22 protein-coding genes are annotated in these 24,911 nt (G+C 34.5%); 16 read left to right on the top strand and 6 right to left on the bottom strand.

Features of this window, described 5'->3' with window-relative positions:
* Window positions 1–16: 16 nt before the first annotated feature.
* Window positions 17–226 (bottom strand): KTSC domain-containing protein, encoded by a 210-nt coding sequence (locus tag M1D66_RS15730; protein ID WP_000977081.1) that lies wholly within the window; start codon window positions 224–226, stop codon window positions 17–19.
* A gap of 466 nt (window positions 227–692) precedes the next feature.
* Here M1D66_RS15730 and M1D66_RS15725 point away from each other — a divergent pair, with 466 nt between their 5' ends.
* The gene (locus tag M1D66_RS15725) at window positions 693–3,185 is read left to right on the top strand and encodes a PBP1A family penicillin-binding protein (protein WP_061684576.1); all 2,493 of its coding nucleotides are present in this window, start codon (window positions 693–695) and stop codon (window positions 3,183–3,185) included.
* A gap of 101 nt (window positions 3,186–3,286) precedes the next feature.
* On the opposite strand, the gene M1D66_RS15720 is transcribed toward M1D66_RS15725, so the two are convergent.
* Complete coding sequence (locus M1D66_RS15720) at window positions 3,287–3,571, bottom strand: hypothetical protein (protein ID WP_000270101.1); 285 nt, start codon at window positions 3,569–3,571, stop codon at window positions 3,287–3,289.
* 235 nt (window positions 3,572–3,806) lie between these two features.
* Here M1D66_RS15720 and M1D66_RS15715 point away from each other — a divergent pair, with 235 nt between their 5' ends.
* The 8 genes from M1D66_RS15715 (at window position 3,807) to M1D66_RS15680 (ending at window position 13,490) form a co-directional block, all read left to right on the top strand.
* Window positions 3,807–4,952, top strand: coding sequence for an MFS transporter (locus tag M1D66_RS15715; protein ID WP_242554603.1), 1,146 nt, complete (start codon window positions 3,807–3,809; stop codon window positions 4,950–4,952).
* 15 nt (window positions 4,953–4,967) lie between these two features.
* The gene (locus M1D66_RS15710) at window positions 4,968–5,258 is read left to right on the top strand and encodes a HesB/YadR/YfhF family protein (RefSeq protein WP_001222842.1); all 291 of its coding nucleotides are present in this window, start codon (window positions 4,968–4,970) and stop codon (window positions 5,256–5,258) included.
* Between the two features lie 395 nt (window positions 5,259–5,653).
* Window positions 5,654–6,775, top strand: a complete 1,122-nt coding sequence (gene mmgD / locus M1D66_RS15705; protein WP_002041090.1) for a citrate synthase — start codon at window positions 5,654–5,656, stop codon at window positions 6,773–6,775.
* Between the two features lie 98 nt (window positions 6,776–6,873).
* The gene (gene prpD, locus M1D66_RS15700) at window positions 6,874–8,310 is read left to right on the top strand and encodes a 2-methylcitrate dehydratase (protein ID WP_000598123.1); all 1,437 of its coding nucleotides are present in this window, start codon (window positions 6,874–6,876) and stop codon (window positions 8,308–8,310) included.
* Window positions 8,311–8,329: 19 nt separating this feature from the next.
* Window positions 8,330–9,238, top strand: coding sequence for a methylisocitrate lyase (gene prpB / locus M1D66_RS15695; protein WP_000312639.1), 909 nt, complete (start codon window positions 8,330–8,332; stop codon window positions 9,236–9,238).
* A gap of 152 nt (window positions 9,239–9,390) precedes the next feature.
* Window positions 9,391–11,100 carry an acyl-CoA dehydrogenase family protein gene (locus M1D66_RS15690; RefSeq protein WP_242554602.1) on the top strand — a complete coding sequence of 570 codons (1,710 nt, stop codon included), beginning with the start codon at window positions 9,391–9,393 and terminating at the stop codon, window positions 11,098–11,100.
* 16 nt (window positions 11,101–11,116) lie between these two features.
* Window positions 11,117–12,007 (top strand): NAD(P)-dependent oxidoreductase, encoded by an 891-nt coding sequence (locus M1D66_RS15685; protein WP_049107714.1) that lies wholly within the window; start codon window positions 11,117–11,119, stop codon window positions 12,005–12,007.
* Between the two features lie 22 nt (window positions 12,008–12,029).
* Complete coding sequence (locus tag M1D66_RS15680) at window positions 12,030–13,490, top strand: CoA-acylating methylmalonate-semialdehyde dehydrogenase (protein ID WP_000633344.1); 1,461 nt, start codon at window positions 12,030–12,032, stop codon at window positions 13,488–13,490.
* A gap of 70 nt (window positions 13,491–13,560) precedes the next feature.
* Here the strand turns inward: M1D66_RS15680 and M1D66_RS15675 are convergent, their stop codons facing one another.
* On the bottom strand, window positions 13,561–14,193 hold the full coding sequence (locus tag M1D66_RS15675) for a LysE family translocator (protein ID WP_049107713.1): 633 nt from the start codon (window positions 14,191–14,193) through the stop codon (window positions 13,561–13,563).
* A gap of 252 nt (window positions 14,194–14,445) precedes the next feature.
* Window positions 14,446–15,501 carry an enoyl-CoA hydratase/isomerase family protein gene (locus M1D66_RS15670; protein WP_242554601.1) on the bottom strand — a complete coding sequence of 352 codons (1,056 nt, stop codon included), beginning with the start codon at window positions 15,499–15,501 and terminating at the stop codon, window positions 14,446–14,448.
* A gap of 329 nt (window positions 15,502–15,830) precedes the next feature.
* Between M1D66_RS15670 and M1D66_RS15665 the strand changes: the two genes are divergently transcribed.
* The 4 genes from M1D66_RS15665 (at window position 15,831) to M1D66_RS15650 (ending at window position 20,771) form a co-directional block, all read left to right on the top strand.
* Window positions 15,831–16,088, top strand: coding sequence for a hypothetical protein (locus tag M1D66_RS15665; RefSeq protein WP_001119404.1), 258 nt, complete (start codon window positions 15,831–15,833; stop codon window positions 16,086–16,088).
* A 184-nt stretch (window positions 16,089–16,272) separates the two neighbouring features.
* Window positions 16,273–16,512: a DUF2584 family protein gene (locus tag M1D66_RS15660; protein WP_000667346.1), complete on the top strand. Its 240-nt coding sequence runs from the start codon at window positions 16,273–16,275 to the stop codon at window positions 16,510–16,512.
* A gap of 15 nt (window positions 16,513–16,527) precedes the next feature.
* Window positions 16,528–17,685, top strand: a complete 1,158-nt coding sequence (locus M1D66_RS15655; RefSeq protein ID WP_000765150.1) for an exonuclease SbcCD subunit D — start codon at window positions 16,528–16,530, stop codon at window positions 17,683–17,685.
* Window positions 17,682–20,771 carry an AAA family ATPase gene (locus M1D66_RS15650; RefSeq protein WP_001247461.1) on the top strand — a complete coding sequence of 1,030 codons (3,090 nt, stop codon included), beginning with the start codon at window positions 17,682–17,684 and terminating at the stop codon, window positions 20,769–20,771. Before M1D66_RS15655 ends, M1D66_RS15650 begins: the two co-directional genes overlap by 4 nt.
* Window positions 20,772–20,878: 107 nt before the next feature.
* Here M1D66_RS15650 and M1D66_RS15645 read toward each other — a convergent pair whose 3' ends face one another.
* Window positions 20,879–21,052: a hypothetical protein gene (locus M1D66_RS15645; RefSeq protein ID WP_001141668.1), complete on the bottom strand. Its 174-nt coding sequence runs from the start codon at window positions 21,050–21,052 to the stop codon at window positions 20,879–20,881.
* Between the two features lie 340 nt (window positions 21,053–21,392).
* On the opposite strand from M1D66_RS15645, the gene M1D66_RS15640 reads away from it, so the two are divergent.
* Complete coding sequence (locus tag M1D66_RS15640; protein ID WP_000214801.1) at window positions 21,393–21,692, top strand: ArsR/SmtB family transcription factor; 300 nt, start codon at window positions 21,393–21,395, stop codon at window positions 21,690–21,692.
* 58 nt (window positions 21,693–21,750) lie between these two features.
* Here the strand turns inward: M1D66_RS15640 and M1D66_RS15635 are convergent, their stop codons facing one another.
* Complete coding sequence (locus tag M1D66_RS15635) at window positions 21,751–21,936, bottom strand: YkvS family protein (RefSeq protein WP_000646793.1); 186 nt, start codon at window positions 21,934–21,936, stop codon at window positions 21,751–21,753.
* 654 nt (window positions 21,937–22,590) lie between these two features.
* Between M1D66_RS15635 and M1D66_RS15630 the strand changes: the two genes are divergently transcribed.
* Both M1D66_RS15630 and M1D66_RS15625 read left to right on the top strand, forming a co-directional pair.
* Window positions 22,591–22,908, top strand: coding sequence for a hypothetical protein (locus tag M1D66_RS15630; RefSeq protein WP_000627302.1), 318 nt, complete (start codon window positions 22,591–22,593; stop codon window positions 22,906–22,908).
* Window positions 22,909–23,257: 349 nt separating this feature from the next.
* Window positions 23,258–24,460, top strand: a complete 1,203-nt coding sequence (locus M1D66_RS15625; protein ID WP_000750113.1) for an L-lactate MFS transporter — start codon at window positions 23,258–23,260, stop codon at window positions 24,458–24,460.
* Window positions 24,461–24,911: the final 451 nt, after the last annotated feature.

Raw genomic sequence — 24,911 nt, 5'->3', positions numbered from 1 at the left:
TTAGTGGGTGTTAAGTTTAGATTTTTGTGTGGCGGAAAGAATTTTTAATGTAAGTATTATGATAATAACTTTTAGATTGTGCATGTAATAGGCCAGTATAAATACTTTCTGGTACATTAAAGAAATCGTACATACCATTCTTTAATTGGATTCGCAAAATCATAGAAAAAGGATTGTAGCCAACAGCAACTATATTTTTTGAAATTACGGGAGATAGCTTCATCATTACGCAACTCCTCACTTTTCATTTTTAATAATTTTTTGTAGATGTTGAGGTTGTGATGTTGAAATCCTTATAATTTAAGAGGTATTATACTTATATGCAATATATTAAATGTTTGTTATACGTAATTATAAGGAAGTTCACACGAAGTACATATCGTTGTGCTATTTTTATTTCACCTTTGATTTATAAATAAGAAAATATTGACCATTTGAAAAAAAGGTATATTATTTATACGAGGTATTAAAAATTCACTTTTTACATTCTATGCTTCAAGGGGCAGCGTTATTAGGAAAAATAGAAGTGAAAATAGTTTGTATAAGAAGTATTCTAAAATTTATAATCTGTGAATTGGGAAAATATTGAATGCTCCAGGTCAATATACTTTCTTAATCAAATTTATTTTAGAAAGTGACCTCAATATTTTTAAGTAAATCAACGGGAGAATTGAAAGGCAGGAGAAAGTAACATGTCAGAAAATTATCGTTCTCGAGAGGAACGACGACAAGTTAAAAAGAAAAAACAACCAGCTTCTAAAACACAAAAGCCAAAAGGTAAAACATCATTCTTTCGCAAGTTTTTAATTACTTGTTTATTACTTGGTATTGTTGGTTTAGTGGCAGGGGTTGCTACCTTTTTCGTAATGATTAAGGATGCACCAAAACTTGAGAAAGCAAAACTTGTTAATCCGTTATCCTCAAAAATTTATGATAAAAACGGGGATTTGGTATATGAATATGGAAAAGAAAAAAGGACGAATGTTACGTATGAGCAAATACCTAAATTAGTAGAAAATGCATTTTTAGCGACAGAAGATTCACGTTTTTATGAGCATAGCGGAGTAGATTTTAAAGGTACTGCCCGTGCTGTTCTAGTAAGTCTTAAAGGGGATTATGGTTCTCAAGGTGGAAGTACGATAACACAGCAAGTTATAAAAAACTACTTCTTATCAATGGACAAAACACCAAAGCGTAAGGCGCAAGAAATATATTTAGCTTATAAGCTAGAACAACAGTATTCAAAACATGAAATATTAGAGATGTACTTAAATAAAATTAACTTAGGAAACCGTTCATATGGGATCGCAACAGCAGCACAAAACTACTATGGTAAAGAATTGAAGGACTTAACATTACCAGAAGTTGCGATGCTTGCAGGTTTACCGAAAGCACCGAATAACTATGATCCAACGAAAAAAGAAAATGTTCAAAAAGCAACAGAAAGAAGAAATGTTGTTCTAAGTTTAATGAACCGACATGGATATATAACAAAACAGGAAATGGAAGAAGCAATAAAAGTTGACGTAGAAAAGGGACTCAAGCCTGCAGCTCAACTACAAACAATGCCATACCCTGCATTTATGGATGCAGTTGTGAAAGAAGTAGAAAAAGAATTACCAGATGCTAATATCGGTTCTGACGGTTTAGAAATTTATACAACGTTAGATCCGAAAGCACAGAAACTTGCTGATAATATTTTAAATAATAATATCATTGATTATCCGAACGATAAATTCCAAGGTGCATTCACATTTATGGATACGAAAACAGGAGAAGTTCGTGCTATAGGTAGTGGCCGTGGAGAAAATAAAGCTGTATTTAAAGGGCATAATATGGCAATTGAATTAGATCGTGCAGCTGGTTCAACGATGAAGCCGATTTTCGACTACGCTCCTGCAATTGAATATTTAAAATGGGCTACGTACCATCAAATTGATGACTCTCCATTTAAGTATTCAACGGGACAAGAAGTACGAAATGCAGATAGAAGTCATATGGGTCCAATTACAATGCGTGAAGCATTAAAAATGTCGCGTAATATTCCTGCAATTAAAACTGCAAAAGAAGTAGGGATTAGTAAATCGAAAGAATTCTCTGAGAAACTAGGTATTACATTTAATACAGCACCGACAGAATCGACAGCGATTGGTACAAATGAAGTATCGCCAACTGAAATAGCGGGTGCTTATGCGGCATTTGGTAATGAAGGTAAATATACGAAACCGCATTTTGTTAAGAAAGTCGTTTATCCAGACGGTAAGTCACAAAGTTTTGGACAAAAACCAAAACAAGTTATGACAGATTCTACCGCATACATGATTACTGATATGCTTCGTTCTGTAGTTACATCTGGTACTGGTACATCGGCAAATGTAGGCTCCTTAGATGTAGCTGGTAAAACGGGTACGACAAACTATTCATCAAAGCAATTAGCTCAATATAAAATTCCAGAAAGTGCAACTCGTGATAGTTGGTTCGCTGGATATACACCGCAATATACGATGGCAGTATGGACTGGGTATATGAAAGATGGTAAAGACGAGTATATTAGTAGTAAGAATACGAAAATTGCACAGTTGATCTTTAAAGAAATGATGAGCGAAATGGCTACAGATAAATCACGCTTTAAAATGCCAAGTAGTGTTATTCAAGAAGGTAGTGAGCTACGTATAAAAGGTGAAAAACGTGATTCATCGCCAAATACTAGCGTACCGGATACAACGGAGCAACCAAAACAAGATCAACAGCAAAAAACTGAAGAAGAGAAAAAGCAAGAAGAATTAAAGAAACAAGAAGAACTGAAAAAACAAGAAGAACAAAAGAAACAAGAGGAACTTAAGAAGCAAGAAGAACAAAAGAAACTAGAAGAGCAAAAGAAACAAGAGGAACAAAATAATGGAAATGGCCAAGGAACGACACCTCCAGCAAATAACGGAGGAGGTCAAGGAAATACGACACCTCCAGCAAATAATGGAGGAGGTCAAGGAAATACGACACCTCCAGCAAATAACGGAGGAGGTCAAGGAAATACGACACCTCCAGCAAATAACGGAGGAGGTCAAGGAAATACGACACCTCCGGCAAATAATGGAGGAGGTCAAGGAAATACAACTCCACCAGCGACCACACAACCAGAGACTGGCGGTAATGCAGGAGAGACCCCTGCTAATAATGGGCAATAAGAAAAATTTATAAAAAATATTAAAAAGCACTTAAGATTTGTGAAAATTACAATCTTAAGTGCTTTTTTCGTTTAAATGTAGTAGCTATGAAATGATGTGTTTTAAATGTTAAACGTACCATAAAAATTTTGAAAATAAATTGATGGGAAATGATAAAAGACTTGAGCCTGAGGTAGTGGAGCGTGGCTAGGATGATAAAAGGTAGTGCTACTTGGATGGGCACCATGATGCCAAAATGAAGGGGTAGCTTGACCTGGTGATTGGTATTGTTGCCAAATTGCTGGAAGTTCAATGCCGACATCGGAACTTGCTGTATGAACGGCGGGGGCATGTATTTCGGGTATCGAAGGAACCGCGACAGTTACTCTTGATGATAATACCCACATAAAATAATCACTCCTAAGTTGTGATAATAAATTAGTATATTCTTTTCACACGTATAAAGGTACATATATAGGACTTTCGTTTAAAATATGCGTACAAAGTCTTAAGACTAATGTAAGCTGATGGTGGACTATTTAATATGAAAAGATACGTCTATTTGCGGAGGGAAAAGAGATAAAAAATATATACAATGAGGGTGTTAATCGTAATATTTTACGAGTGTATGGAGGTATTTTTATGGAACGATTATGGACGAAATCATTTATTCAAATGACTTTCGCAATGTTATTTTTATTTACAGGATTTTATTTACTTGTTCCAACGCTCCCGCTCTTTGTTAAAGAGATAGGTGGCAATGAATCGCAAGTTGGACTTATGATGGGGATGTTTACAATAGCTGCTGTTGTAATACGACCGATTATTGGAGGAATGTTAGATCAATATGGTAGAAGATCCTTTATTATTTTCGGACTCATCTTTTTTGGCTTAACGATGTACTCCTATAATATAGCATCGACTATTGTCCTTTTAGCTGTTTTACGTGTTATTCACGGAGTAACATGGGCTGTTTCTACAACAGCTGTTGGAACAGCAATAACGGATATTATTCCAGATTCACGCCGCGGTGAAGGTATGGGTTGGTACGGGATGGCGATGACAATTGCAATGGCGATCGGACCTATGATTGGATTATGGGTTGTGCAAAATTATTCATTTCATGGTCTATTTTTATTAGCGACGTTGTTATCTTTTATGGCAGTCGTATTATCACTAATAACGAAGATGCCATTTACGCCACAAAAAGAAAAAGGGAAAATTCAGCTATTTGAGAAATCTGTATTAACAATCACGATTGTAGTATTCTTTTTATCGTTTGCATATGGAGGAATAACAACCTTTTTACCGTTATTTGCATCATCAATTCATGTAAACCCGGGAACTTTCTTTCTTGTATATGCAATTGCATTAACAATTGTAAGACCAATTTCAGGGAAACTATTAGATAAGTATGGAGAAGTATTCATCATACTTCCAGCATTATGTATTACTATTTTAGCTATAGTTGTTTTAACTATCTCAAATGGTTTGATAGGTGTAATTATCGCAGCAACATTATACGGTATTGGATTTGGTTCAGCGCAGCCAGCTTTGCAAGCGGCAATGCTTACAATTGTCGATCCGAGTAAAAGAGGAGTTGCAAATGCTTCATTTTTTACAGCGTTTGATTTAGGAATCGGGTTAGGTGCTATTTTACTTGGAGTTGTTTCACAAATGTTTGGTTATCGTATTTTATTTTCAGGGAGTGCAATTTCAGCATTGATAGCCTTAATTATTTTCGTCTTCTTTGTAAAACAACGATTAGGAAAAAAAGAGTTTGCGTAAACTGGAGGAATAAAGATGAGAATTTCAATTGATCGTAAAGCTCTGCAATGGTTCCAGGAAGAATTACGTATAAAGCACGGTGAATCTGTACGTTTTACTGTAAGGTACGGAGGGGATAGTTCAATTCAGCCCGGATATTCTTTAGGGGTTGTTGCTGAGAAACCCGATGGCGAAATAGTGTCAGTTGAGAAGGAAGGTATTATATTTTTTGTAGATTCTGATGATCTTTGGTATTTCCAAAACTATGATTTATTTGTAAGTTATCATGAGGAAATGGAAGAAATTCAATTTAATTATGTAAAATAATAACTTTATTAAAAATGAATAAGTTTTATATAAAAATTATATTTAAGAGATAGTGAAATAAATATCATATAGTAACGAGCTGTATTTATGTACAGCTCGTTTTTTCTATTTCTCAAATAAAATTAGAATAATTGTATATTTGGCGGTGTTATATGAAAAATCTTTATATCTTGTTTTTGAAAATACGCAAAGAAGTCTATCCTTTCTTTATAAAATATAAGAATTATTTTCAAAAAATTGTATTGTTACAGTAAGAAAAGTGTAGGAAACTTATCATTATAAAATAAATTGAAATCTTCTAAAAACTCTGATACATTGAAATAGAAATGTAGTTTCACAATATTGTAAAGGCTTACAGTTATGTGCACGAAGATCTATTAGGATTGGAGGAAATAATGATGAAAGCTGAAGAGAAATTTTCCCCGGGATTAGATGGTATAGTGGCAGCGGAGACGAAAATCTCGTTTCTTGACACAGTAAAAGGTGAAATTGTAATTCAAGGGTATGACTTAATCGAACTCTCAAAAACAAAAGAGTATTTAGACATTGTGCACCTTTTATTGGAGGAACACCTACCGAATGAAGATGAAAAAGTAACACTTGAAAAGAAATTAAAAGAAGAATATGCAGTACCAGAAGGTGTATTCAACGTACTAAAGGCATTGCCTAAAGAGACGCATCCCATGGATGGATTACGTACAGGTGTGTCAGCGTTAGCTGGTTACGATAATGATATCGAAAACCGCTCGTTAGAAGTGAATAAAAGCCGAGGGTACAAGCTGTTAAGTAAAGTGCCAAACATTGTAGCGAATAGCTATCATATTTTAAATAATGAGGAGCCAATTGAACCTCTTAAAGAATTATCTTATAGTGCGAATTTCTTCTATATGTTAACTGGTAAAAAACCAACTGAACTTGAGGAAAAGATCTTTGATCGTTCCCTTGTTTTATATAGTGAGCATGAAATGCCAAACTCTACATTTACAGCTCGCGTTATTGCATCAACACAATCAGATTTATACGGTGCTTTAACAGGTGCAGTTGCATCTTTAAAAGGAAGTTTACATGGCGGTGCAAATGAAGCGGTTATGTACATGCTTTTAGAAGCTGGTAATGTTGAGAAATTTGAAGAGTTATTACAGAAGAAACTATATAACAAAGAAAAAATTATGGGCTTTGGACACCGTGTTTATATGAAGAAGATGGATCCAAGAGCACTTATGATGAAGGAAGCTTTAAAACAGTTATGTGATGTAAAAGGTGATTATACACTATATGAAATGTGTGAAGCTGGAGAAAAGATTATGGAAAAAGAAAAAGGAATTTATCCAAATCTTGATTATTATGCAGCTCCAGTATATTGGATGCTAGGTATTCCAATTCAACTTTACACACCAATCTTCTTTAGCTCTAGAACAGTGGGATTATGTGCGCATGTTATTGAGCAACATGCAAATAATCGTTTGTTCCGTCCTCGTGTAAATTATATTGGCGAGCGACATGTACTTAGTAAATAAGAACAACTGGGGAGTTGTTAGCGCCGCCCGCCAGATGGGTGTTTGACCGACACCCATCATTAATAATAACGAATTTTCGACAGAAAGGGAAGAATAGCATGATTAAAACAAATGAAATTAAGCAAAAAGATGCATTATTAGAAGAGATTACGGATTATGTATTAAATAAAGAGGTTACTAGTGCAGAAGCATTCAGTACAGCTCGTTACGTATTACTTGATACACTTGGATGTGGAATTTTAGCACTGCAATATCCAGAATGTACGAAATTACTAGGACCAGTTGTGCCAGGAACAATCGTGCCAAATGGTACACGTGTACCAGGTACGTCTTATGTACTAGATCCAGTAAAAGGTGCATTTAATATCGGATGTATGATCCGTTGGTTAGACTATAACGATACTTGGCTTGCAGCAGAGTGGGGACATCCATCTGATAACCTAGGCGGAATTTTAGCAGTTGCAGATTATATTAGCCGTGTTCGTATTTCAGAAGGAAAAGAAGCTTTAAAAGTACGTGAAGTATTAGAAATGATGATTAAAGCACATGAAATTCAAGGCGTGCTTGCTTTAGAAAACAGCTTAAACAGAGTTGGTCTTGACCATGTATTATATGTAAAAGTAGCAACAACTGCAGTAGTTGCGAAAATGCTTGGCGGAACACGTGAAGAAATCTTTAATGCATTATCACATGCGTGGATTGATAATTCTAGTCTTCGTACATATCGTCATGCTCCAAATACGGGCTCACGTAAATCATGGGCTGCAGGTGACGCAACGAGCCGCGGTGTTCATCTTGCAATGACTGCTCTAAAAGGTGAAATGGGTTATCCAACAGCATTATCTGCGCCAGGATGGGGATTCCAAGATGTATTATTCAATAAACAAGAATTAAAATTAGCAAGACCACTAGAGTCATATGTAATGGAAAATGTATTATTTAAAGTGTCATATCCAGCAGAATTCCATGCACAAACGGCTGCAGAATGTGCAGTGAAGTTGCATCCGGAAATTAAAGAGAGATTAGATGAAATTGACCGTATTACAATTACAACTCATGAATCAGCAATTCGTATTATTGATAAAGAAGGTCCATTAAATAACCCAGCTGATCGTGATCATTGCTTACAATACATTACGGCAATTGGTTTATTAAAAGGAGATATCGTTGCAGACGATTATGAAGATGCAGTAGCAAACGATCCACGTGTAGATGAATTACGTAATAAGATGGTTGTTGTTGAAAACAAACAGTACAGTTTAGATTACCTTGACCCGAACAAGCGCTCAATCGCCAACGCTGTTCAAGTTCACTTTAAAGATGGCACAGTAACAGAAAATGTGGAATGTGAATATCCGCTTGGTCACCGCTTCCGTAGAGACGAAGCAATTCCAAAAGTTGTTCAAAAATTCACTGCAAATATGGCAGGTCATTATTCTAGTAAGCAACAAGAACAAATTCATGAAGTTTGTTTAAATGAAGAAAAACTAGAAAATATGAATGTAAACGAATTTGTAGATCTATTCTTAATTTAATAATAGGGGGGAATTTAGAATGGCTTGGGTTGTGAAAAAGCAGTCAACACAAGAGGAGCTTGCGAATCGATTCCGAGCTTTAGTAGAAGCAAATGAAATTTTGCAAATTCCAGGTGCTCATGATGCAATGGCAGCTCTTGTTGCGAAAAATACAGGTTTTTCAGCTCTTTATTTATCAGGAGCTGCTTATACTGCAAGTAAAGGCTTACCAGATTTAGGTATCGTGACGTCTACTGAAGTGGCTGAGAGAGCAAGAGATTTAGTAAGAGCTACAGACTTACCTGTTCTTGTTGACATTGATACAGGATTTGGTGGTGTACTAAATGTGGCGAGAACAGCTGTAGAAATGGTGGAAGCGAAAGTAGCAGCTGTCCAAATTGAAGATCAGCAATTACCAAAAAAATGTGGACATTTAAATGGTAAGAAACTTGTTACTACAGAAGAATTGGTTCAAAAAATTAAAGCGATTAAAGAAGTTGCACCGAGCTTATACATTGTAGCACGTACTGATGCTCGTGGCGTTGAAGGATTAGATGAAGCAATTGAAAGAGCAAATGCATATGTAAAAGCAGGTGCAGACGCAATTTTCCCTGAAGCGCTTCAATCAGAGGAAGAATTCCGTCTATTTAATAGCAAGGTAAATGCACCTTTGCTTGCGAATATGACTGAATTCGGAAAAACTCCATATTATAGTGCAGAGGAATTTGCGAATATGGGTTTCCAAATGGTTATTTATCCTGTAACTTCACTTCGCGTTGCAGCGAAAGCGTATGAAAATGTGTTTGCTTTAATTAAAGAAACAGGTTCTCAAAAAGATGCACTTTCTAATATGCAAACGAGAAGTGAATTATACGAAACAATTTCATATCATGACTTTGAAGAGTTAGATACTGGTATTGCAAAAACAGTATTATCAGAAGATCAATAGATAAAGCAGCGAAGGCGATGAAAATACATCTTTGGCAAAATAAAATGCTTGATGTGAAAAATCATCGCCTTCTATTTTCAAAAAAGATATTCCACTCATCGTAGACGAGCATAAGCAAAAAGCTATGAAAGCCGAATGATAGGGGGATACATATGGAGAAAACGAAGTTACCATGGGATGAATTTTTTTCACTTAATAAAGATATAAATCATACTTACTTTACACCAGAAGATTTTTCAGGTGATGAAGATTTAATCGCAAAAACGACAGAACAATTCGTTAAACAAGAAATTGTTCCACAAATGGAGAATATTGAACAACATAACTATAAAGTTTCTCGTCAATTATTTGAGAAAGCTGGGGAACTTGGATTATTAGGCATTGAGGTACCAGAAGATTATGGCGGGTTCGAGTTAGGAAAGGCTGTCTCAGGTCTTGTAGCAGAGAAAATGGGTTACGCTGGTGCGTTTAGCGTTTCTTTTAATATACACGCTGGTGTCGGTACATTGCCTTACATATATTATGGAACGAAAGAGCAAAAAGAAAAATATTTACCGAAAATCGTATCGGGAGAATGGATTGGGGCTTATGCTTTAACAGAGCCAAATGCTGGTTCGGATGCATTAAGTGCAAAAACAAGCGCCGTATTGAATGAAGAGGGAACAGCTTGGAAGTTAAATGGTGAGAAGCAATGGATTACAAATGCTCATATGGCAGATGTATACGTTGTTTTTGCGAAGACAAATAAAGGAATGACAGCGTTTATTGTCGAAAGAACATGTGAAGGTGTATCTATTGGATTAGAAGAAAAGAAAATGGGGATTAAAGGTTCTTCAACAGCGACTCTTATTTTAGAAGATGTTGTCATCCCTGCTGAAAATGTTTTAGGGGAAGTTGGGAAAGGGCATCACGTAGCCCTTAATATTCTTAACTTTGCTAGACTTAAACTTGCTTTTGGAAATATTGGAACAGCAAAACAAGCAATTGGTTTGTCGGTTCAATATGGAAAAGAGCGAAAACAGTTCCAAACGGAATTAGTAGACTTTACGATGATTCAAGAGAAAATTGCAAATATGATCATTGCTACATATGGAGCCGAAAGTGCAGCTTATCGTACGGCAGGTGTAATCGATGAAGCAATTCATGAGAGCGATGAAGATCTTATGAAGAAAATGTCCCAATTTGCAATTGAATGTGCACTGAATAAAGTAAATGCTTCTGAAACACTTGCTTATATCGTAGATGAAGCTGTACAAATTCATGGTGGTTACGGTTATATGCAAGAGTATGAGGTAGAACGATTATATCGTGATGCTAGAATTAGTCGTATTTTTGAAGGAACGAACGAAATTAATAGATTAACAGTTGCTAAAATGTTAATGAAGCAAATCGAACAATTAGAAGATACTGAAGTAGAAAGTGATGTAGCAAATGTAGAAAGAAACCATCGTTACATTTTATTAGCGAAAAAATTGTTGAAACAATCTTTGAAAACGCTCTCTAAAACTCCAGGCCTAAAAATTGACCAAGAACAAGAATATTCACGTGTAATTTCAAATATGTTGACGGACGTGTACGTCATGGAATCAGCGTTTTTACGTACGAGAAAAGCGGTAAGTAAAAATGGTGAGGAAAAAGAACGTACGAAGCAATTAATAACGGATGTTATTTGTGAAGAAGGATACCGTAAAGTAGAAGAAGCGGCGATTTCTGTACTTTCAGCGGCTGTCACAGAAGAACAAGATAGACATGTGATTTTAGCTGAAATCCGTCAATTATTAGTGCCTTTATACACGAACGTATTTACGAAGAAGAGAGAAATTGCGAAAGCTATTATAAATCGCGGGAAATATATTGTGTAAATAGGAGGAAAGCGATATGAAAAAGATTGGTTTTATCGGTTTAGGTAACATGGGCCTTCCAATGTCAAAAAATCTAGTTAAATCAGGTTACACAGTATATGGCGTGGACTTAAATAAAGAGGCGGAAGCGTCCTTTGAAAAAGAAGGCGGAATTATCGGTCTATCAATCTCAAAACTAGCAGAAACATGTGATGTAGTTTTTACAAGTTTACCTTCACCTCGCGCTGTTGAAGCGGTATATTTTGGAGCAGAAGGATTATTTGAAAATGGTCACTCGAATGTAGTTTTCATTGATACAAGTACGGTATCGCCGCAGTTAAACAAACAGTTAGAGGAAGCTGCAAAGGAAAAGAAAGTAGACTTTTTAGCAGCACCTGTGAGCGGTGGTGTAATCGGAGCCGAAAACCGTACATTAACGTTTATGGTTGGTGGATCAAAAGACGTATATGAGAAAACGGAATCTATCATGGGCGTACTAGGCGCGAACATTTTCCACGTTAGTGAGCAGATTGATAGTGGTACAACTGTTAAGTTAATTAATAACTTATTAATTGGTTTTTATACAGCTGGTGTGAGTGAAGCTTTAACATTAGCGAAAAAGAACAATATGGATTTAGATAAAATGTTTGATATTTTAAATGTAAGTTACGGTCAAAGTAGAATTTATGAACGTAATTATAAAAGTTTTATAGCACCTGAAAACTACGATCCAGGATTTACTGTGAACTTATTGAAGAAAGATTTAGGATTTGCAGTTGACTTAGCTAAGGAAAGCGAACTCCATTTACCGGTAAGCGAAATGTTATTAAACGTATATGACGAAGCGAGTCAAGCTGGATATGGTGAAAATGATATGGCTGCTTTATATAAGAAAGTTAGCGAGCAATTAATTTCTAATCAAAAATAAATTATACAAAGGAGAGAATACAATGATTACAACTGAAATTAAACGAGTAAAAAATCACATTAACGGTGAGTGGGTTGAATCGACAGGTACGGAAGTAGAAGCAGTTCCAAATCCAGCGACTGGAAAAATTATCGCTTACGTTCCACTATCTCCAAAAGAAGATGTTGAAAAAGCTGTTGAAGCGGCAAAAGCAGCATTCGAAACATGGTCTAAAGTACCAGTTCCAAATCGTTCAAGAAATTTATATAAATATTTACAGCTATTACAAGAAAACAAAGATGAGCTTGCAAAAATCATTACGCTAGAAAATGGTAAGACGCTAACGGATGCAACAGGTGAAGTACAGCGTGGTATTGAAGCGGTAGAACTTGCAACATCTACGCCAAATTTAATGATGGGTCAAGCACTTCCGAATATCGCTAGCGGAATTGATGGATCGATTTGGCGCTACCCAATCGGAGTTGTTGCTGGTATTACACCGTTTAACTTCCCGATGATGATTCCGTTATGGATGTTCCCACTTGCAATTGCTTGCGGTAATACATTCGTATTAAAAACATCTGAAAGAACGCCACTTTTAGCGGAGCGACTTGTAGAATTATTCTATGAAGCAGGTTTCCCAAAAGGCGTATTAAATTTAGTGCAAGGCGGAAAAGATGTTGTAAATAGCATTTTAGAAAATAAAGATATTCAGGCTGTTTCGTTCGTTGGCTCTGAGCCGGTAGCTCGTTACGTATATGAAACAGGTACGAAACACGGAAAACGTGTACAAGCGTTAGCAGGTGCGAAAAACCATGCGATTGTAATGCCAGATTGCAATCTTGAGAAAACAGTACAAGGTGTAATTGGATCTGCATTTGCAAGTAGTGGAGAGCGCTGCATGGCATGCTCAGTAGTAGCAGTAGTGGATGAAATTGCTGATGAATTTATTGATGTATTAGTAGCAGAAACGAAAAAATTAAAAGTAGGCGATGGCTTTAACGAAGATAACTATGTTGGACCATTAATCCGTGAATCTCATAAAGAGCGCGTTTTAGGCTATATTAATAGCGGTGTAGCAGATGGGGCAACTTTATTAGTAGATGGCCGTAAAATTAATGAAGAAGTTGGAGAAGGTTACTTTGTAGGTGCGACAATCTTTGATGGCGTGAATCAAGAAATGAAAATTTGGCAAGATGAAATTTTTGCTCCAGTATTAAGTATTGTACGTGTTAAAGATTTAGAAGAAGGTATTAAACTAACAAATCAATCTAAATTTGCAAATGGTGCGGTTATTTATACGTCAAATGGTAAACATGCACAAACCTTCCGTGATAACATCGATGCTGGTATGATTGGTGTAAACGTAAACGTTCCAGCACCAATGGCATTCTTCGCATTTGCAGGAAATAAAGCTTCATTCTTTGGTGATTTAGGTACAAATGGCACAGATGGCGTTCAATTCTATACACGTAAAAAAGTTGTAACTGAGCGCTGGTTTTAATATAGAGTAAACAACCAAATCAGTTATTAGATGAAAACCACCACTATTAATAGTGGCGGTTTTCGTCTTGTTAATTATTTTTTTCAAAAGCTAGTTTAATACCAAATCCAATTAGGACGACTCCTGTTAGCCCTTGAATATAACGTTGCGTCTTCGGTTTTTTCATAAAAGCATTAATTTTATCAATTAAAAATATATAAAATGCAAACCAAATGACTGTTAAAACGAGGTAAGTAAGGCCCATTACAAGAAGTTGAATAAATGTATTATGATTTGGATTTAAAAATTGTGGTAAAAAAGTTAAAAAGAAGACTGCTACTTTAGGATTTAATAAATTTGTAAGAAATCCTTGGCGAAAGCAAGAAGTATGTTCGTTTTCATTATTCAAAGATAGATCATTTGTATCTAAGTTTTCTTTGTTTCTTACTGCTAAAAGGGCTTTAATACCGATATATATTAAATAGAGAGCCCCAACGTACTTGAAAATAGAAAATAAAAGAGCTGACTTTACAATAAGTGCAGAAAGACCAATTACAGCAGCTAAAGTATGAATTAATAGTGCAATACATGTACCAAACACTGTTTTCACTCCACCGACTTTACCAGCAACCAATGTATTTTTCGTAGCCATTGCTGTATCTGGACCAGGTAAAATGATGAGGCAAATAGACATAATGATGAAAAGAAGATAATTTTCTATCATAGCCGTCCCTCCTTTTTATTTTTAGAATATTTGATTAAAATCAGTGTAGCACAAAAATGGATTTAATAAAATTAAATTTTATTAAAAATAATTAAATAAAAAAGGCTATATAGTAGCTGTAATTACACTACTATATAGCCTCGATTTTATACCGCTATTTGCGGGTAGTAAGATTTTCACCGCACAAGATTTAGCTGAAGAAAAGAAGTTAGGTGGGGGATGAACAAAACCTCCCCTCATGACAATTTCATTTTATGCATTAAGTAAGTTAAAGAAACGATTCACATCTTCTTCTGAAACGTCACTTAACTGTTTATATTTATAATTCGGATTTTGATCTTTATCAACGACAACGGAGCGTACTCCCTCGAAGAAATCTTCATGTCTCATGAAATTTTTAGCAAGTATAAGGTCCGTAGCGAAACATTCTTCAACGGATTTATCTTTTCCATCAATAAACTGTTTTAATGTTACTTTTAGTGAAATAGGGGATTTTGATAACAGTGTTTCTTTCGTTTTTAGAGCAAAGGAACTTTCATCTTTCTCCAATGAATGGATGATTTCTTCAATTGTATCGAAAGTAAAATGTGAATTGATTACTTCTAATGAAGGAGCAAGCTCGCTTTCTAAGTTTGGAGCAGTTGCAAATGTACGAATAACTTCTTTTAAATTAGTATGTACATCATCTTCTTTATGCCAATTTACACTTTCAAGTTCAGTAAGAAACGCTGGTAATGAATCAGATGTCATAAAGTAATCAGCAGCATTAATAAATAATACGTCAGAAGCTTTTAAAATAGATGCTGTTAAAGCAACGAAGCGTCCTGTATATCCAGGTGCTTTATTTAAGAAATATGCAGCTCCGACGTCTGGGAAGAAGCCGATATTCATCTCTGGCATTGCCCATTTCGTACGCTCAGTTACAATGCGATACTTCGCACCATTTGTAAGACCGACACCACCGCCCATTACAATTCCATCTAAACAAGCAATAATCGGTTTTGTATATTGATAAATATATGTATCAATTTCATACTCTTCTTCAAAAAAACGTTCTGCATGTTGCAATGCCACTTCATTGGAACGCGCTTCATAAAGAGTTTTAATGTCGCCACCTGCACAAAAACCTTTTGTGCCAGCTCCTTTTAACACGATAAGTGCAATACGCTCATCGTGTTCCCACTCTTTAAGTTTTTGTCCGATAGGTTGTAACATGTCATAAGATAAAGAATTAAGTGCTTTTGGACGGTTTAAAGTAATTGTAGCAACGCCGTTTTCACTAACAGAAAATAAAACTTGTTCAGTCATAATGCATCCTCCCTTACATATCTTCTTATTCTTAATTCTTGATATGTACTGAAATGTCCTTTATAAATTTTGTCAAAAGTTGACGGTAAATATTAATTTGGTCACTGCATATTTTGACGAGTTATCTTTGCAGGATTTCAGAGACTGAGGGGGAATATTACAACATTACTGTAAGTGTAATTATTTGAAGTTATAATGATAAAAGCGCTATTATATAGGTGTGAAATGTTCATTATCAATTCTAAAAGTGTGTTTGAAGAAAAAATAAATCGTACAATTGTAATAAAAAATTTTACACTGAATTAGAAATAGAGAAAGGAGAAATCGGAATGCCAGGACCTTTACTATTGTCGGTTATTATTTTGTCTTTTTTAATGATAGGAATAACGCAGTATTTTCATCATACAGATACGACAGAAGAAGTGAAGGATAAAGTACGTCTCGTATTTCCGATTTTTATAATATCTATTTCATTCTGTATTTTATTAAATAAAGATGGCTACATTGTCGCAGTGTTCTCATTTTTCGTCGCAATCGTCTTAATTACCGTTTTATATTATGTAATGAAAGACTTTATACAAAAATAAAGATGTCACAATAGGCATTTTTATTTTGGGGAAAATATAAAATTTCACATACCGTATTTTATATAAAATACATAAAGCATATAACAATAGAAAAGTGTGTACTTTGCTGTGTATGTACTTGTCAATCTTGCATACCCACTATACTATTAAAATGTAGAGATTATAAAAAGGGGTTGTATCTATCATGAAATTTGAGATGCACACAAAAATTATTTCAAATGAAAAAGAAGTAAGATTACATATTGAAGAAAATATATTTCAATTAATATTGGATGGTTATCACTTATTTACAGTTCAAGAAATATTGCCTTTATATAAATCAAATGAAGAAAGAATTGGAAGTGCAACGATATTGAAGCTAGAGTGGGAGAACGGAAAAACTACAATAAACTATCAACTCGTTTCACTAAAATCAGTAAATTAAAAGGAGTAGAAAAATATGAAGTTATTTCATACAGCGGATTGGCATTTAGGTAAGCTTGTTCATGGCGTGTATATGACTGAAGACCAAAAGATTGTATTAGATCAGTTTGTACAGGCTGTTGAAGAAGAAAAACCAGATGCTGTAATTATTGCAGGGGATTTATATGATCGAGCAATTCCACCTACAGAAGCAGTAGATTTATTAAATGATGTGCTGCAAAAAATAGTTATTGATTTGCAAACACCAGTTATTGCAGTAGCTGGTAATCATGATAGTCCGGATCGTATCCATTTTGGAAGTAGTTTAATGAAAAAACAAGGATTACATATTGCAGGTCAATTTCAATTCCCCTATGAACCTGTTGTACTAAATGATGAATATGGAGAGGTTCACTTCCATTTAATACCGTATGCAGACCCAAGCATAGTGAGGCACGTGTTGAAAAATGAAGACGTACGTTCTCATGATGATGCGATGCGCATTTTTATGAATGAGCTCTCCGAAACGATGGATAAAGAAGCTAGACATGTATTTGTTGGACATGCATTTGTAACTTCTTCAGGAGAAGCGGAGGAGAATACAAGTGATGCAGAACGACCACTTTCAATTGGTGGTGCTGAATATGTAAATAGTCATTATTTTGATAAGTTTCATTACACAGCGCTTGGACATTTACATCAAGCGCATTTCGTACGTAATGAGACGATTCGATATTCAGGTTCACCACTTGCCTATTCAATTTCTGAAGAGAAACATAAAAAAGGTTATTACATTGTAGAACTGAATGAAACTGGTGAAGTAGCAATTGAAAAAAGGTTACTTTCACCACGTCGTAAAATGCGAACAGTAGAAGCGAAAATAGATGAATTATTACAGCACCCAGTAAGTGAAGATTACGTATTTGTAAAATTATTAGACGAAAACCCTGTCTTACAGCCAATGGAGAAAATACGATCTGTATATCCAAATGCAATGCACGTTGAAAGAGCGATGCAAAGGCGAGAACTCACAGATACAAATGAAGTAACGGTTTCAAGACATAAAACGGATGATTTATCTCTTTTAAAGGCTTTCTATAAAGAAATGAAAGGGTTAGATTTATCAGAAGAGAAAGAACGCCTATTTATAGATGTATTACAAACAGTGCAAGAACGGGAAGGTGAACGAGGATGAGACCGATTCAGCTTATTATGACAGCATTCGGGCCATATAAACAGAAAGAAGTAATCGATTTTGAAGATCTTGGAGAACATCGTATTTTCGCTATTTCTGGGAATACGGGAGCTGGAAAAACAACGATTTTTGATGCGATTTGTTATGTGTTATATGGTGAGGCTAGTGGAGAAGAACGTAGTGATACGAGCATGCTTCGAAGTCAATTTGCTGATGATAATGTTTATACAAGTGTTGAATTAACCTTTCAGTTAAAAGGGAAACGCTATGAAATAAAACGACAACTTGGACATAAAAAACAAGGGAATAAGACCATTACAGGACATGCAGTAGAATTATATGAAGTTATTGATGGAGAAAACGTTCCAGCCGTCGATCGTTTTCATGTAACAGACGTAAACAAAAAAGTGGAAGATTTAATTGGGTTAAGTAAACATCAATTTAGCCAAATTGTTATGTTACCCCAAGGGGAATTCCGAAAACTATTAACATCTGAGACGGAAAACAAAGAAGAGATTTTACGTCGTATTTTTAAAACGGATCGTTATAAATTAATGCGTGAGTTACTTGATCAAAAGAGAAAACAATGGAAAGATGTCTTGCAAGAAAAACAAAAAGAGAGAGAGCTCTATTTCCGTAATGTTTTTAAATTACCAATCCGTGATGGAGCATTATTAGAGACATTAGTGGCACAAGAACATGTAAATACGCATCAAGTAGTAGAAGCGTTAGAACAAGAAACAACCGTGTATAAAGCAGAGGTTGAGCAATTACAAGTAGAACAAGATGTTCAAACGAAGCAATTAAAGGATGCAGAAACACGTTTTCATGCAGCAAAATCTATAAATGAGAAATTTATAGATTTACAACAAAAGAATGAGAAATATAACACTTTACAAGAGAACCGTGCAGCAATTGAAAGGAAAGAAAAATCCTTTAAACGTGCGGAACAAGCAAAGCGCTTATTACCATTTGAACAATGGTATGAAGAAGCGATGGAAAATGAGCAGAAAGTTGAAAGTTTGTTAAAACAGATAATTGTCAAACAAGAACAGATAATGAACAGCTTTGAACTTGCTAAGGAGAAGTATGAAGTAGTAAAGAATAAAGAAGCTGAACGAGAAGAGGCTAAAAAACTTGTTCAAAGATTAGAAGAGTTACAAGCAATCATTGAATCATTAGCTGAGAGAAAGCTGAATTTACAAAATGCCGAAATTCAAATAGGGAAATTAAAAGAAAGTATGCAAAAGTTAGATCAACAACTAGAAGAGCATACAAACCAAAAACAGAGAATGTCTGATGAATTGCAGCAATTAGAACAAGCACTTGAGCAATATGTAGCTAAAGTAGAAGAACTAACGAATATGCGAGAAGATGCAAAAGTTTTAAAGCAAGCATATGATGTTTGGCAAGAAAAACAAAAATTCGAGCAAGAAAAAGAAGCGGCAACTAATAAAATGCAAGTGGCAGTTCGTGCATATGAAAACATGGAGCGCCGCTGGTTAAGTGAACAAGCTGGTATATTAGCTCTTCATTTACATGACGGTGAATCTTGTCCGGTATGTGGTAGTACGAATCATCCGCAAAAAGCTACAGAGCAAAGTAATGCGATCGATGAAAAAGAGTTAAACAATTTAAGAGATAAGAAGAACATTGCTGAAAAATTACATGTGCAAGTAGAGGAGAAATGGAATTTCTATCGACTACAATATGAACAAGTGATAGAAGAAGTTGTGAAGCGCGGCTACAATTCGGAAAAATTAGCTGAAACATATAGTGCACTTGTTCAAAAAGGAAAACAATTAGCTGCAGACGTGAATACGTTAAAAGCAAGTGAAGAAACACGTAAGCAGATTGCTGCGAACATGAAAAGCGTAGAAGAAAAAATAGAAGAACTTCAGAAACAAAAACGAGAAGTGGAAACAATGCAGCACCGTACAGAAATGGAGTGTATGCAACTTCGTACGTCATATGAACATGATAAACGAAATATTCCAGAAAACTTACAAACAGTACAAGCTTGGAAAGCACAGTTTGACCAAGCTATGCAGGAACTTAGGTTAATGGAGGACGAATGGAAGAAAGTCCAGGAAGCGTATCAGCATTGGCAAAATGAAAATATACGTATTCAAGCAGAACAAAAAGGTGCTTCTAATCAATTTGAAAGTGCAAAATTAAAGAAAGAAGAGACTTTCGCACGCTTTATGAAAGAGCTAGAACAAAGTGGGTTTACAGATGAATTCACGTATAAAGAAGCCAAATTAAGCGATGCCGAGATGGAGATGTTACAAAAAGAAATTCAAGGTTATTATTCATCGCTTGAAGTGCTTGCAAAACAAATCGAAGAGTTAAACTCAGAATTAAAAGATAAAGAGTATATGGATATTACATCTTTAGGTGAACACATAAAAGAACTAGAAATTAATCTTGATATCATTAAAGAAAAACGTCAACGTGCGCAAAATGCGGTAACATATATTTCTGATTTACATGAAAACATTAGACGTATTGACGAACAAATTCACGAGGAAGAAAAAGCCTTCCAAGAACTTGTTGATTTATATGAAGTAATGAAAGGTGATAACGAAAGTCGTATATCATTTGAACGTTACATTTTAATTGAGTATTTAGAACAAATCGTTCAAATCGCAAACGAACGACTACGTAAATTATCAAATGGACAATTTTATTTAAAACGAAGTGAGCGAGTTGAAAAAAGAAACCGTCAAAGTGGATTAGGCTTAGATGTGTACGATGCATACACTGGCCAAACGCGCGATGTAAAAACATTATCCGGCGGAGAGAAATTTAACGCATCACTTTGCTTAGCTCTAGGAATGGCAGATGTCATTCAAGCATATGAAGGTGGTATTTCCATCGAAACGATGTTCATCGATGAAGGGTTCGGTTCATTAGATGAAGAATCATTAACGAAAGCAGTAGATGCTTTAATTGACTTACAAAAATCAGGCCGATTTATCGGTGTCATCTCACACGTTCAAGAGCTGAAAAACGCAATGCCGGCTGTATTAGAAGTAACGAAGCAGAAGGATGGGTGTAGTCAGACGCGGTTTGTGGTGAAGTAAGCTTAAAAAATGGAGTAGGGAATCTACCGATACTTTTAGTGTCATATGTATGAATAATAAAACGTCGTCTCTTCATATTGGAGGCGACGTTTTATTTTATAAAATATCTATGAATTATCTGTAGAAGGCGGCGTATTCTCCAAACGATTATAAGCTTTAAAAGCTGAAATTGCTGAGATAACCCCGCCTACTAAAAATAAAGTCGATCCTCCAACTAAGATGATACGACTGACATATGTTTCCCGTGCTTCTTCGACTTCTTCTTGTAACGCTGTAGGCATATGAATCCTCCCTTTATAAAAGTTGTTTTATAAATAGTATATACAAACGCCTAAAATGTGTTAAAATAACTGATGATTTTATGCAGTGGGTAATTAGATGAGTAGGATGCGAGTGGCTAAGTAAATCTTCATCACAAATTTATGTGAACTTCACATAGAGCACATATTAACATTGTATTATGTATATGTACCAAATAAATAAATAAATAAAGTAAATGTAAGTTCTGTTTTCAAAAATTTAAAATCCTTTTATTTCTATATGAAAGTTTTAATCAAGGGTTTTAAAAAATTTGGAAATAGATCTTATGAATATGGAATTCATATAAAAGGGGAATGTCTTATGACAACATATACGAGTGAAATGAGAAAAACTTTAGTTTCAGAAGAAGATGTAGATATTTTAAAAATTATGGCGCATCCAATCCGACTGCAAATTGTAAATGAATTAAGTACGAGAAAAACTTGTAATGTAACACAATTAACAGAGTTACTGAATATTCCGCAATCTACTGTTTCACAACATCTATCAAAAATGAAGGGTAAAGTGTTACGAGCAGAGAGAAGAGGTTTAGAAATTTATTATCATATTAACAATTTAAAAGCGAGTAAGATTGTTAATGTTTTAGGGTATATAAACTAGTGAAATATTTTTATATAAAATAGCCCCTGCTGTTGAGCAGGGGCTATTTTGTGTTGTTTTATGTATTTGTATTTAAAACTTTATAGTTTTTATGATTTACAATTGTTCGATCAAATTCAAAAGTACCACCGCTTACATTTGTAATTTCAACTAAGACCGATTCAGTATAAAGTTTTAATACAGATCCTGTAATCTTTAAATTATTTCGTTGAAAAAGTATAGTATCCCCTACGTTTGCTTTCATAGTACCTCCTCATTAAAGACAGAAATATTTTTTTATTATATATATTAAACCACGGATAGATATATTAGTGAATATTTAGTTTTATTTATTGGAAAAAAATTTGTTCTCTAATTGAAGAGTATAAAGTACTCCTATGTTAAAAGTTATATTTTATTTAAGTTTATCCCGCTATTTGCTGGGCAGTAAGACCCCCGCCTCAAAATTCAGTGGAAGCAAAGAAGTTAGGCGAGGGCTGATTAAAGTTTCACTGTATTATAAGCAAAGTAAATTGTTTTCAGCATTAGCGAAACAATATTTCTATGTAAATACTGCAGAGAAACAAAGTATTCAAAAAACAGACACTATGTAGCACAAAACGTAAAGTAGATAAGTAAAGTTTTTTTCAGGAGTATAAGAAAAATATACGTTTATTAATAAGATCTCTAATTGGTAAAATTCCAATTAAAGACATAGAAAAACTTTAATATAAAAAGGTAATCAATTACAAATGGAGAAGTAATATATACGAAAGGAGAGATTTATATGAATAAAGGGAAAAAACAAGTTAGTCAACTTAGTTTTCTGGTGAATTTTATGAACGACAAGGGGAGTCTTGTGAAAATTTAATAGTATTATAGTATCCCCTTGTGAAAAAATGGTTGGGGGAATATATAAATGATAACAGAAATGAATATTAAAGTAGTTTGTGAAGAATCGTTTTCAAAAAGAGAAATAAAAATTTTAGAGACGTTTCTTTCAACTTTATCGGGGCATTCTAATGCTCTCGTCACAAAAGAGGGGATGTTTTTAAACCCATTAAGTAAAGAGAAGAGTGTGATTTATTATCACAACTTTGTATTTGTAAAATCACTTACAGAAGAAATGTGTGCAGAATTAAAAGAAGTTTTAACAAGACGTATTAAAAATGCTTTCATTATGATGGAATTTGTAGAGCCAATTGTTACATTTGAAGAAACAATTATAAACGTATAAAAAAAGTCAGGCTTATGAATTGACCTAATAAAACCGTCTCTTTAATAAATAGTAAAGAGACGGTTTTATTGTTTCACTTTTTAAAAAGGGTTCAAAAACAAATGTAAATCGAGCTTATACAAAAACTACTTATTAAATAACTGTTACGTATTTAATAAGTAGTTTTTGTATTTCATCCTTCGTTTTTTGTAACTGATTCTACGTTTTTGACGCTCTGTCTTGTAAGTGCTTACATAAACGAAAACATCTTATACAATGAAGGTGTCAAATCAAAAGAGGTGACCAAAATGAACATAAAAAAAGTAAATTTAGCGAATAGCATTGAAATAGAAAGAGGAGGCGGAAAGGTATGAAAAAATCAACTGTTAATCCATGGTTTGTTGTCCTTGGCACAGTTATAGTACAAATGGGGCTTGGGACGATATATACATGGAGTTTATTCAATCAGCCTTTAGTTAGTAAATACGGTTGGAGTCTTAACGCTGTTGCGATAACTTTCTCAATTACTAGTCTTTCTTTAGCATTTTCAACTTTATTTGCGAGTAAATTGCAAGAAAAATGGGGACTTCGTAAACTTATTATGATAGCTGGATTAGCATTAGGACTAGGATTAATACTTAGCTCACAAGCGTCCTCATTAATATTACTTTATGTACTAGCGGGAGTTGTTGTAGGTTATGCAGATGGTACAGCATATATCACTTCACTATCAAATTTAATAAAGTGGTTTCCAGAGCGTAAAGGTTTAATTGCTGGTATTTCTGTCTCTGCATATGGTTCAGGTAGCTTAATCTTTAAATACGTTAACGCACAGTTGATTGAATCAGTTGGTGTATCGCAAGCATTTATATACTGGGGTTTAATTGTTACAGTTATGATTGTAATTGGTGCTTGTTTAATCCATCAAGCTGCAGATCAAGGAGCAGTTCATGAAACAAAAACTAAGGAATACACAACGAAAGAAATGTTAGGCACAAAACAAGTATACTTATTATTTATCATGTTATTTACATCATGTATGAGTGGCTTATACTTAATTGGTATGGTAAAAGACATTGGTGTTCAACTTGTAGGACTTAGCGCAGCAACAGCAGCTAATGCGGTGGCTATGGTTGCAATCTTCAATACATTAGGTCGTATCATTTTAGGACCATTATCGGATAAAATTGGACGTTTAAAAATCGTTACTGGTACTTTTGTTGTTATGGCGAGTTCAGTCTTAGTTCTAAGTTTTGTAGATTTAAATTATGGTATTTACTTCGTATGTGTAGCAAGTGTAGCGTTTTGCTTTGGTGGAAATATCACTATTTTCCCAGCTATTGTTGGTGATTTCTTCGGTATGAAAAACCATAGTAAGAACTACGGAATTGTGTATCAAGGATTTGGATTTGGGGCGCTTGCAGGTTCCTTTATCGGTGCACTTCTAGGTGGATTCAAACCAACGTTCATGGTGATCGGTGTATTATGTGTCGTGTCATTCATTATCGCAATTTTAATTCAAGCACCTAAACAGAAAAAAGAACAAGAAGAAGAGTATCGCAGCGTAGCATAAGTATACAAATCTTCTATAACAATATGATTACGAAAAAGCATCCTATTCTATTAATTAGGATGCTTTTTTATGAGTTATTTTAACAAGGTTAAATTACTTTTGTGATTTTCATAGATGTAAAAGTGAGTGAAATGCCGATTTGGATTATATTGAAATATAATAAATCGATACATCGTATTCGAAATATATATTAAATCTTAAATGACAAAAAAGACATTCATTAGTATTTGTAAGATATATTTTCAGAAAAATATTGAGAAAATATATACTTGAGTTTTTCATAAAGCATTGTAAATGAACGTATCTCTAGTTTAGCTTCTTCAATTTTAAAAAGAGGACTTTGAATTTTATTTATAATATAAGTACTTTTAATGCGTTTACATATGATTTTATTAAGAAGCATTAAAATACTTTATCTGAAAAATAAAAAAAGATTGACAAGTTTATTGAG

The organism is Bacillus sp. PK6-16 (assembly GCF_056530295.1).
The sequence above is the reverse complement of the archived record's forward strand: the minus strand, read 5'-3'. Positions and strand labels throughout refer to the sequence as shown.

What these genes read in the sequence shown, in the direction of transcription:
- M1D66_RS15730 (WP_000977081.1), bottom strand. Translation starts at nt 226, where the DNA reads ATGATGAAGCTATCTCCCGTAATTTCAAAAAATATAGTTGCTGTTGGC.
- M1D66_RS15725 (WP_061684576.1), top strand. Translation starts at nt 693, where the DNA reads ATGTCAGAAAATTATCGTTCTCGAGAGGAACGACGACAAGTTAAAAAG.
- M1D66_RS15720 (WP_000270101.1), bottom strand. Translation starts at nt 3,571, where the DNA reads ATGTGGGTATTATCATCAAGAGTAACTGTCGCGGTTCCTTCGATACCC.
- M1D66_RS15715 (WP_242554603.1), top strand. Translation starts at nt 3,807, where the DNA reads ATGGAACGATTATGGACGAAATCATTTATTCAAATGACTTTCGCAATG.
- M1D66_RS15710 (WP_001222842.1), top strand. Translation starts at nt 4,968, where the DNA reads ATGAGAATTTCAATTGATCGTAAAGCTCTGCAATGGTTCCAGGAAGAA.
- mmgD (WP_002041090.1), top strand. Translation starts at nt 5,654, where the DNA reads ATGATGAAAGCTGAAGAGAAATTTTCCCCGGGATTAGATGGTATAGTG.
- prpD (WP_000598123.1), top strand. Translation starts at nt 6,874, where the DNA reads ATGATTAAAACAAATGAAATTAAGCAAAAAGATGCATTATTAGAAGAG.
- prpB (WP_000312639.1), top strand. Translation starts at nt 8,330, where the DNA reads ATGGCTTGGGTTGTGAAAAAGCAGTCAACACAAGAGGAGCTTGCGAAT.
- M1D66_RS15690 (WP_242554602.1), top strand. Translation starts at nt 9,391, where the DNA reads ATGGAGAAAACGAAGTTACCATGGGATGAATTTTTTTCACTTAATAAA.
- M1D66_RS15685 (WP_049107714.1), top strand. Translation starts at nt 11,117, where the DNA reads ATGAAAAAGATTGGTTTTATCGGTTTAGGTAACATGGGCCTTCCAATG.
- M1D66_RS15680 (WP_000633344.1), top strand. Translation starts at nt 12,030, where the DNA reads ATGATTACAACTGAAATTAAACGAGTAAAAAATCACATTAACGGTGAG.
- M1D66_RS15675 (WP_049107713.1), bottom strand. Translation starts at nt 14,193, where the DNA reads ATGATAGAAAATTATCTTCTTTTCATCATTATGTCTATTTGCCTCATC.
- M1D66_RS15670 (WP_242554601.1), bottom strand. Translation starts at nt 15,501, where the DNA reads ATGACTGAACAAGTTTTATTTTCTGTTAGTGAAAACGGCGTTGCTACA.
- M1D66_RS15665 (WP_001119404.1), top strand. Translation starts at nt 15,831, where the DNA reads ATGCCAGGACCTTTACTATTGTCGGTTATTATTTTGTCTTTTTTAATG.
- M1D66_RS15660 (WP_000667346.1), top strand. Translation starts at nt 16,273, where the DNA reads ATGAAATTTGAGATGCACACAAAAATTATTTCAAATGAAAAAGAAGTA.
- M1D66_RS15655 (WP_000765150.1), top strand. Translation starts at nt 16,528, where the DNA reads ATGAAGTTATTTCATACAGCGGATTGGCATTTAGGTAAGCTTGTTCAT.
- M1D66_RS15650 (WP_001247461.1), top strand. Translation starts at nt 17,682, where the DNA reads ATGAGACCGATTCAGCTTATTATGACAGCATTCGGGCCATATAAACAG.
- M1D66_RS15645 (WP_001141668.1), bottom strand. Translation starts at nt 21,052, where the DNA reads ATGCCTACAGCGTTACAAGAAGAAGTCGAAGAAGCACGGGAAACATAT.
- M1D66_RS15640 (WP_000214801.1), top strand. Translation starts at nt 21,393, where the DNA reads ATGACAACATATACGAGTGAAATGAGAAAAACTTTAGTTTCAGAAGAA.
- M1D66_RS15635 (WP_000646793.1), bottom strand. Translation starts at nt 21,936, where the DNA reads ATGAAAGCAAACGTAGGGGATACTATACTTTTTCAACGAAATAATTTA.
- M1D66_RS15630 (WP_000627302.1), top strand. Translation starts at nt 22,591, where the DNA reads ATGATAACAGAAATGAATATTAAAGTAGTTTGTGAAGAATCGTTTTCA.
- M1D66_RS15625 (WP_000750113.1), top strand. Translation starts at nt 23,258, where the DNA reads ATGAAAAAATCAACTGTTAATCCATGGTTTGTTGTCCTTGGCACAGTT.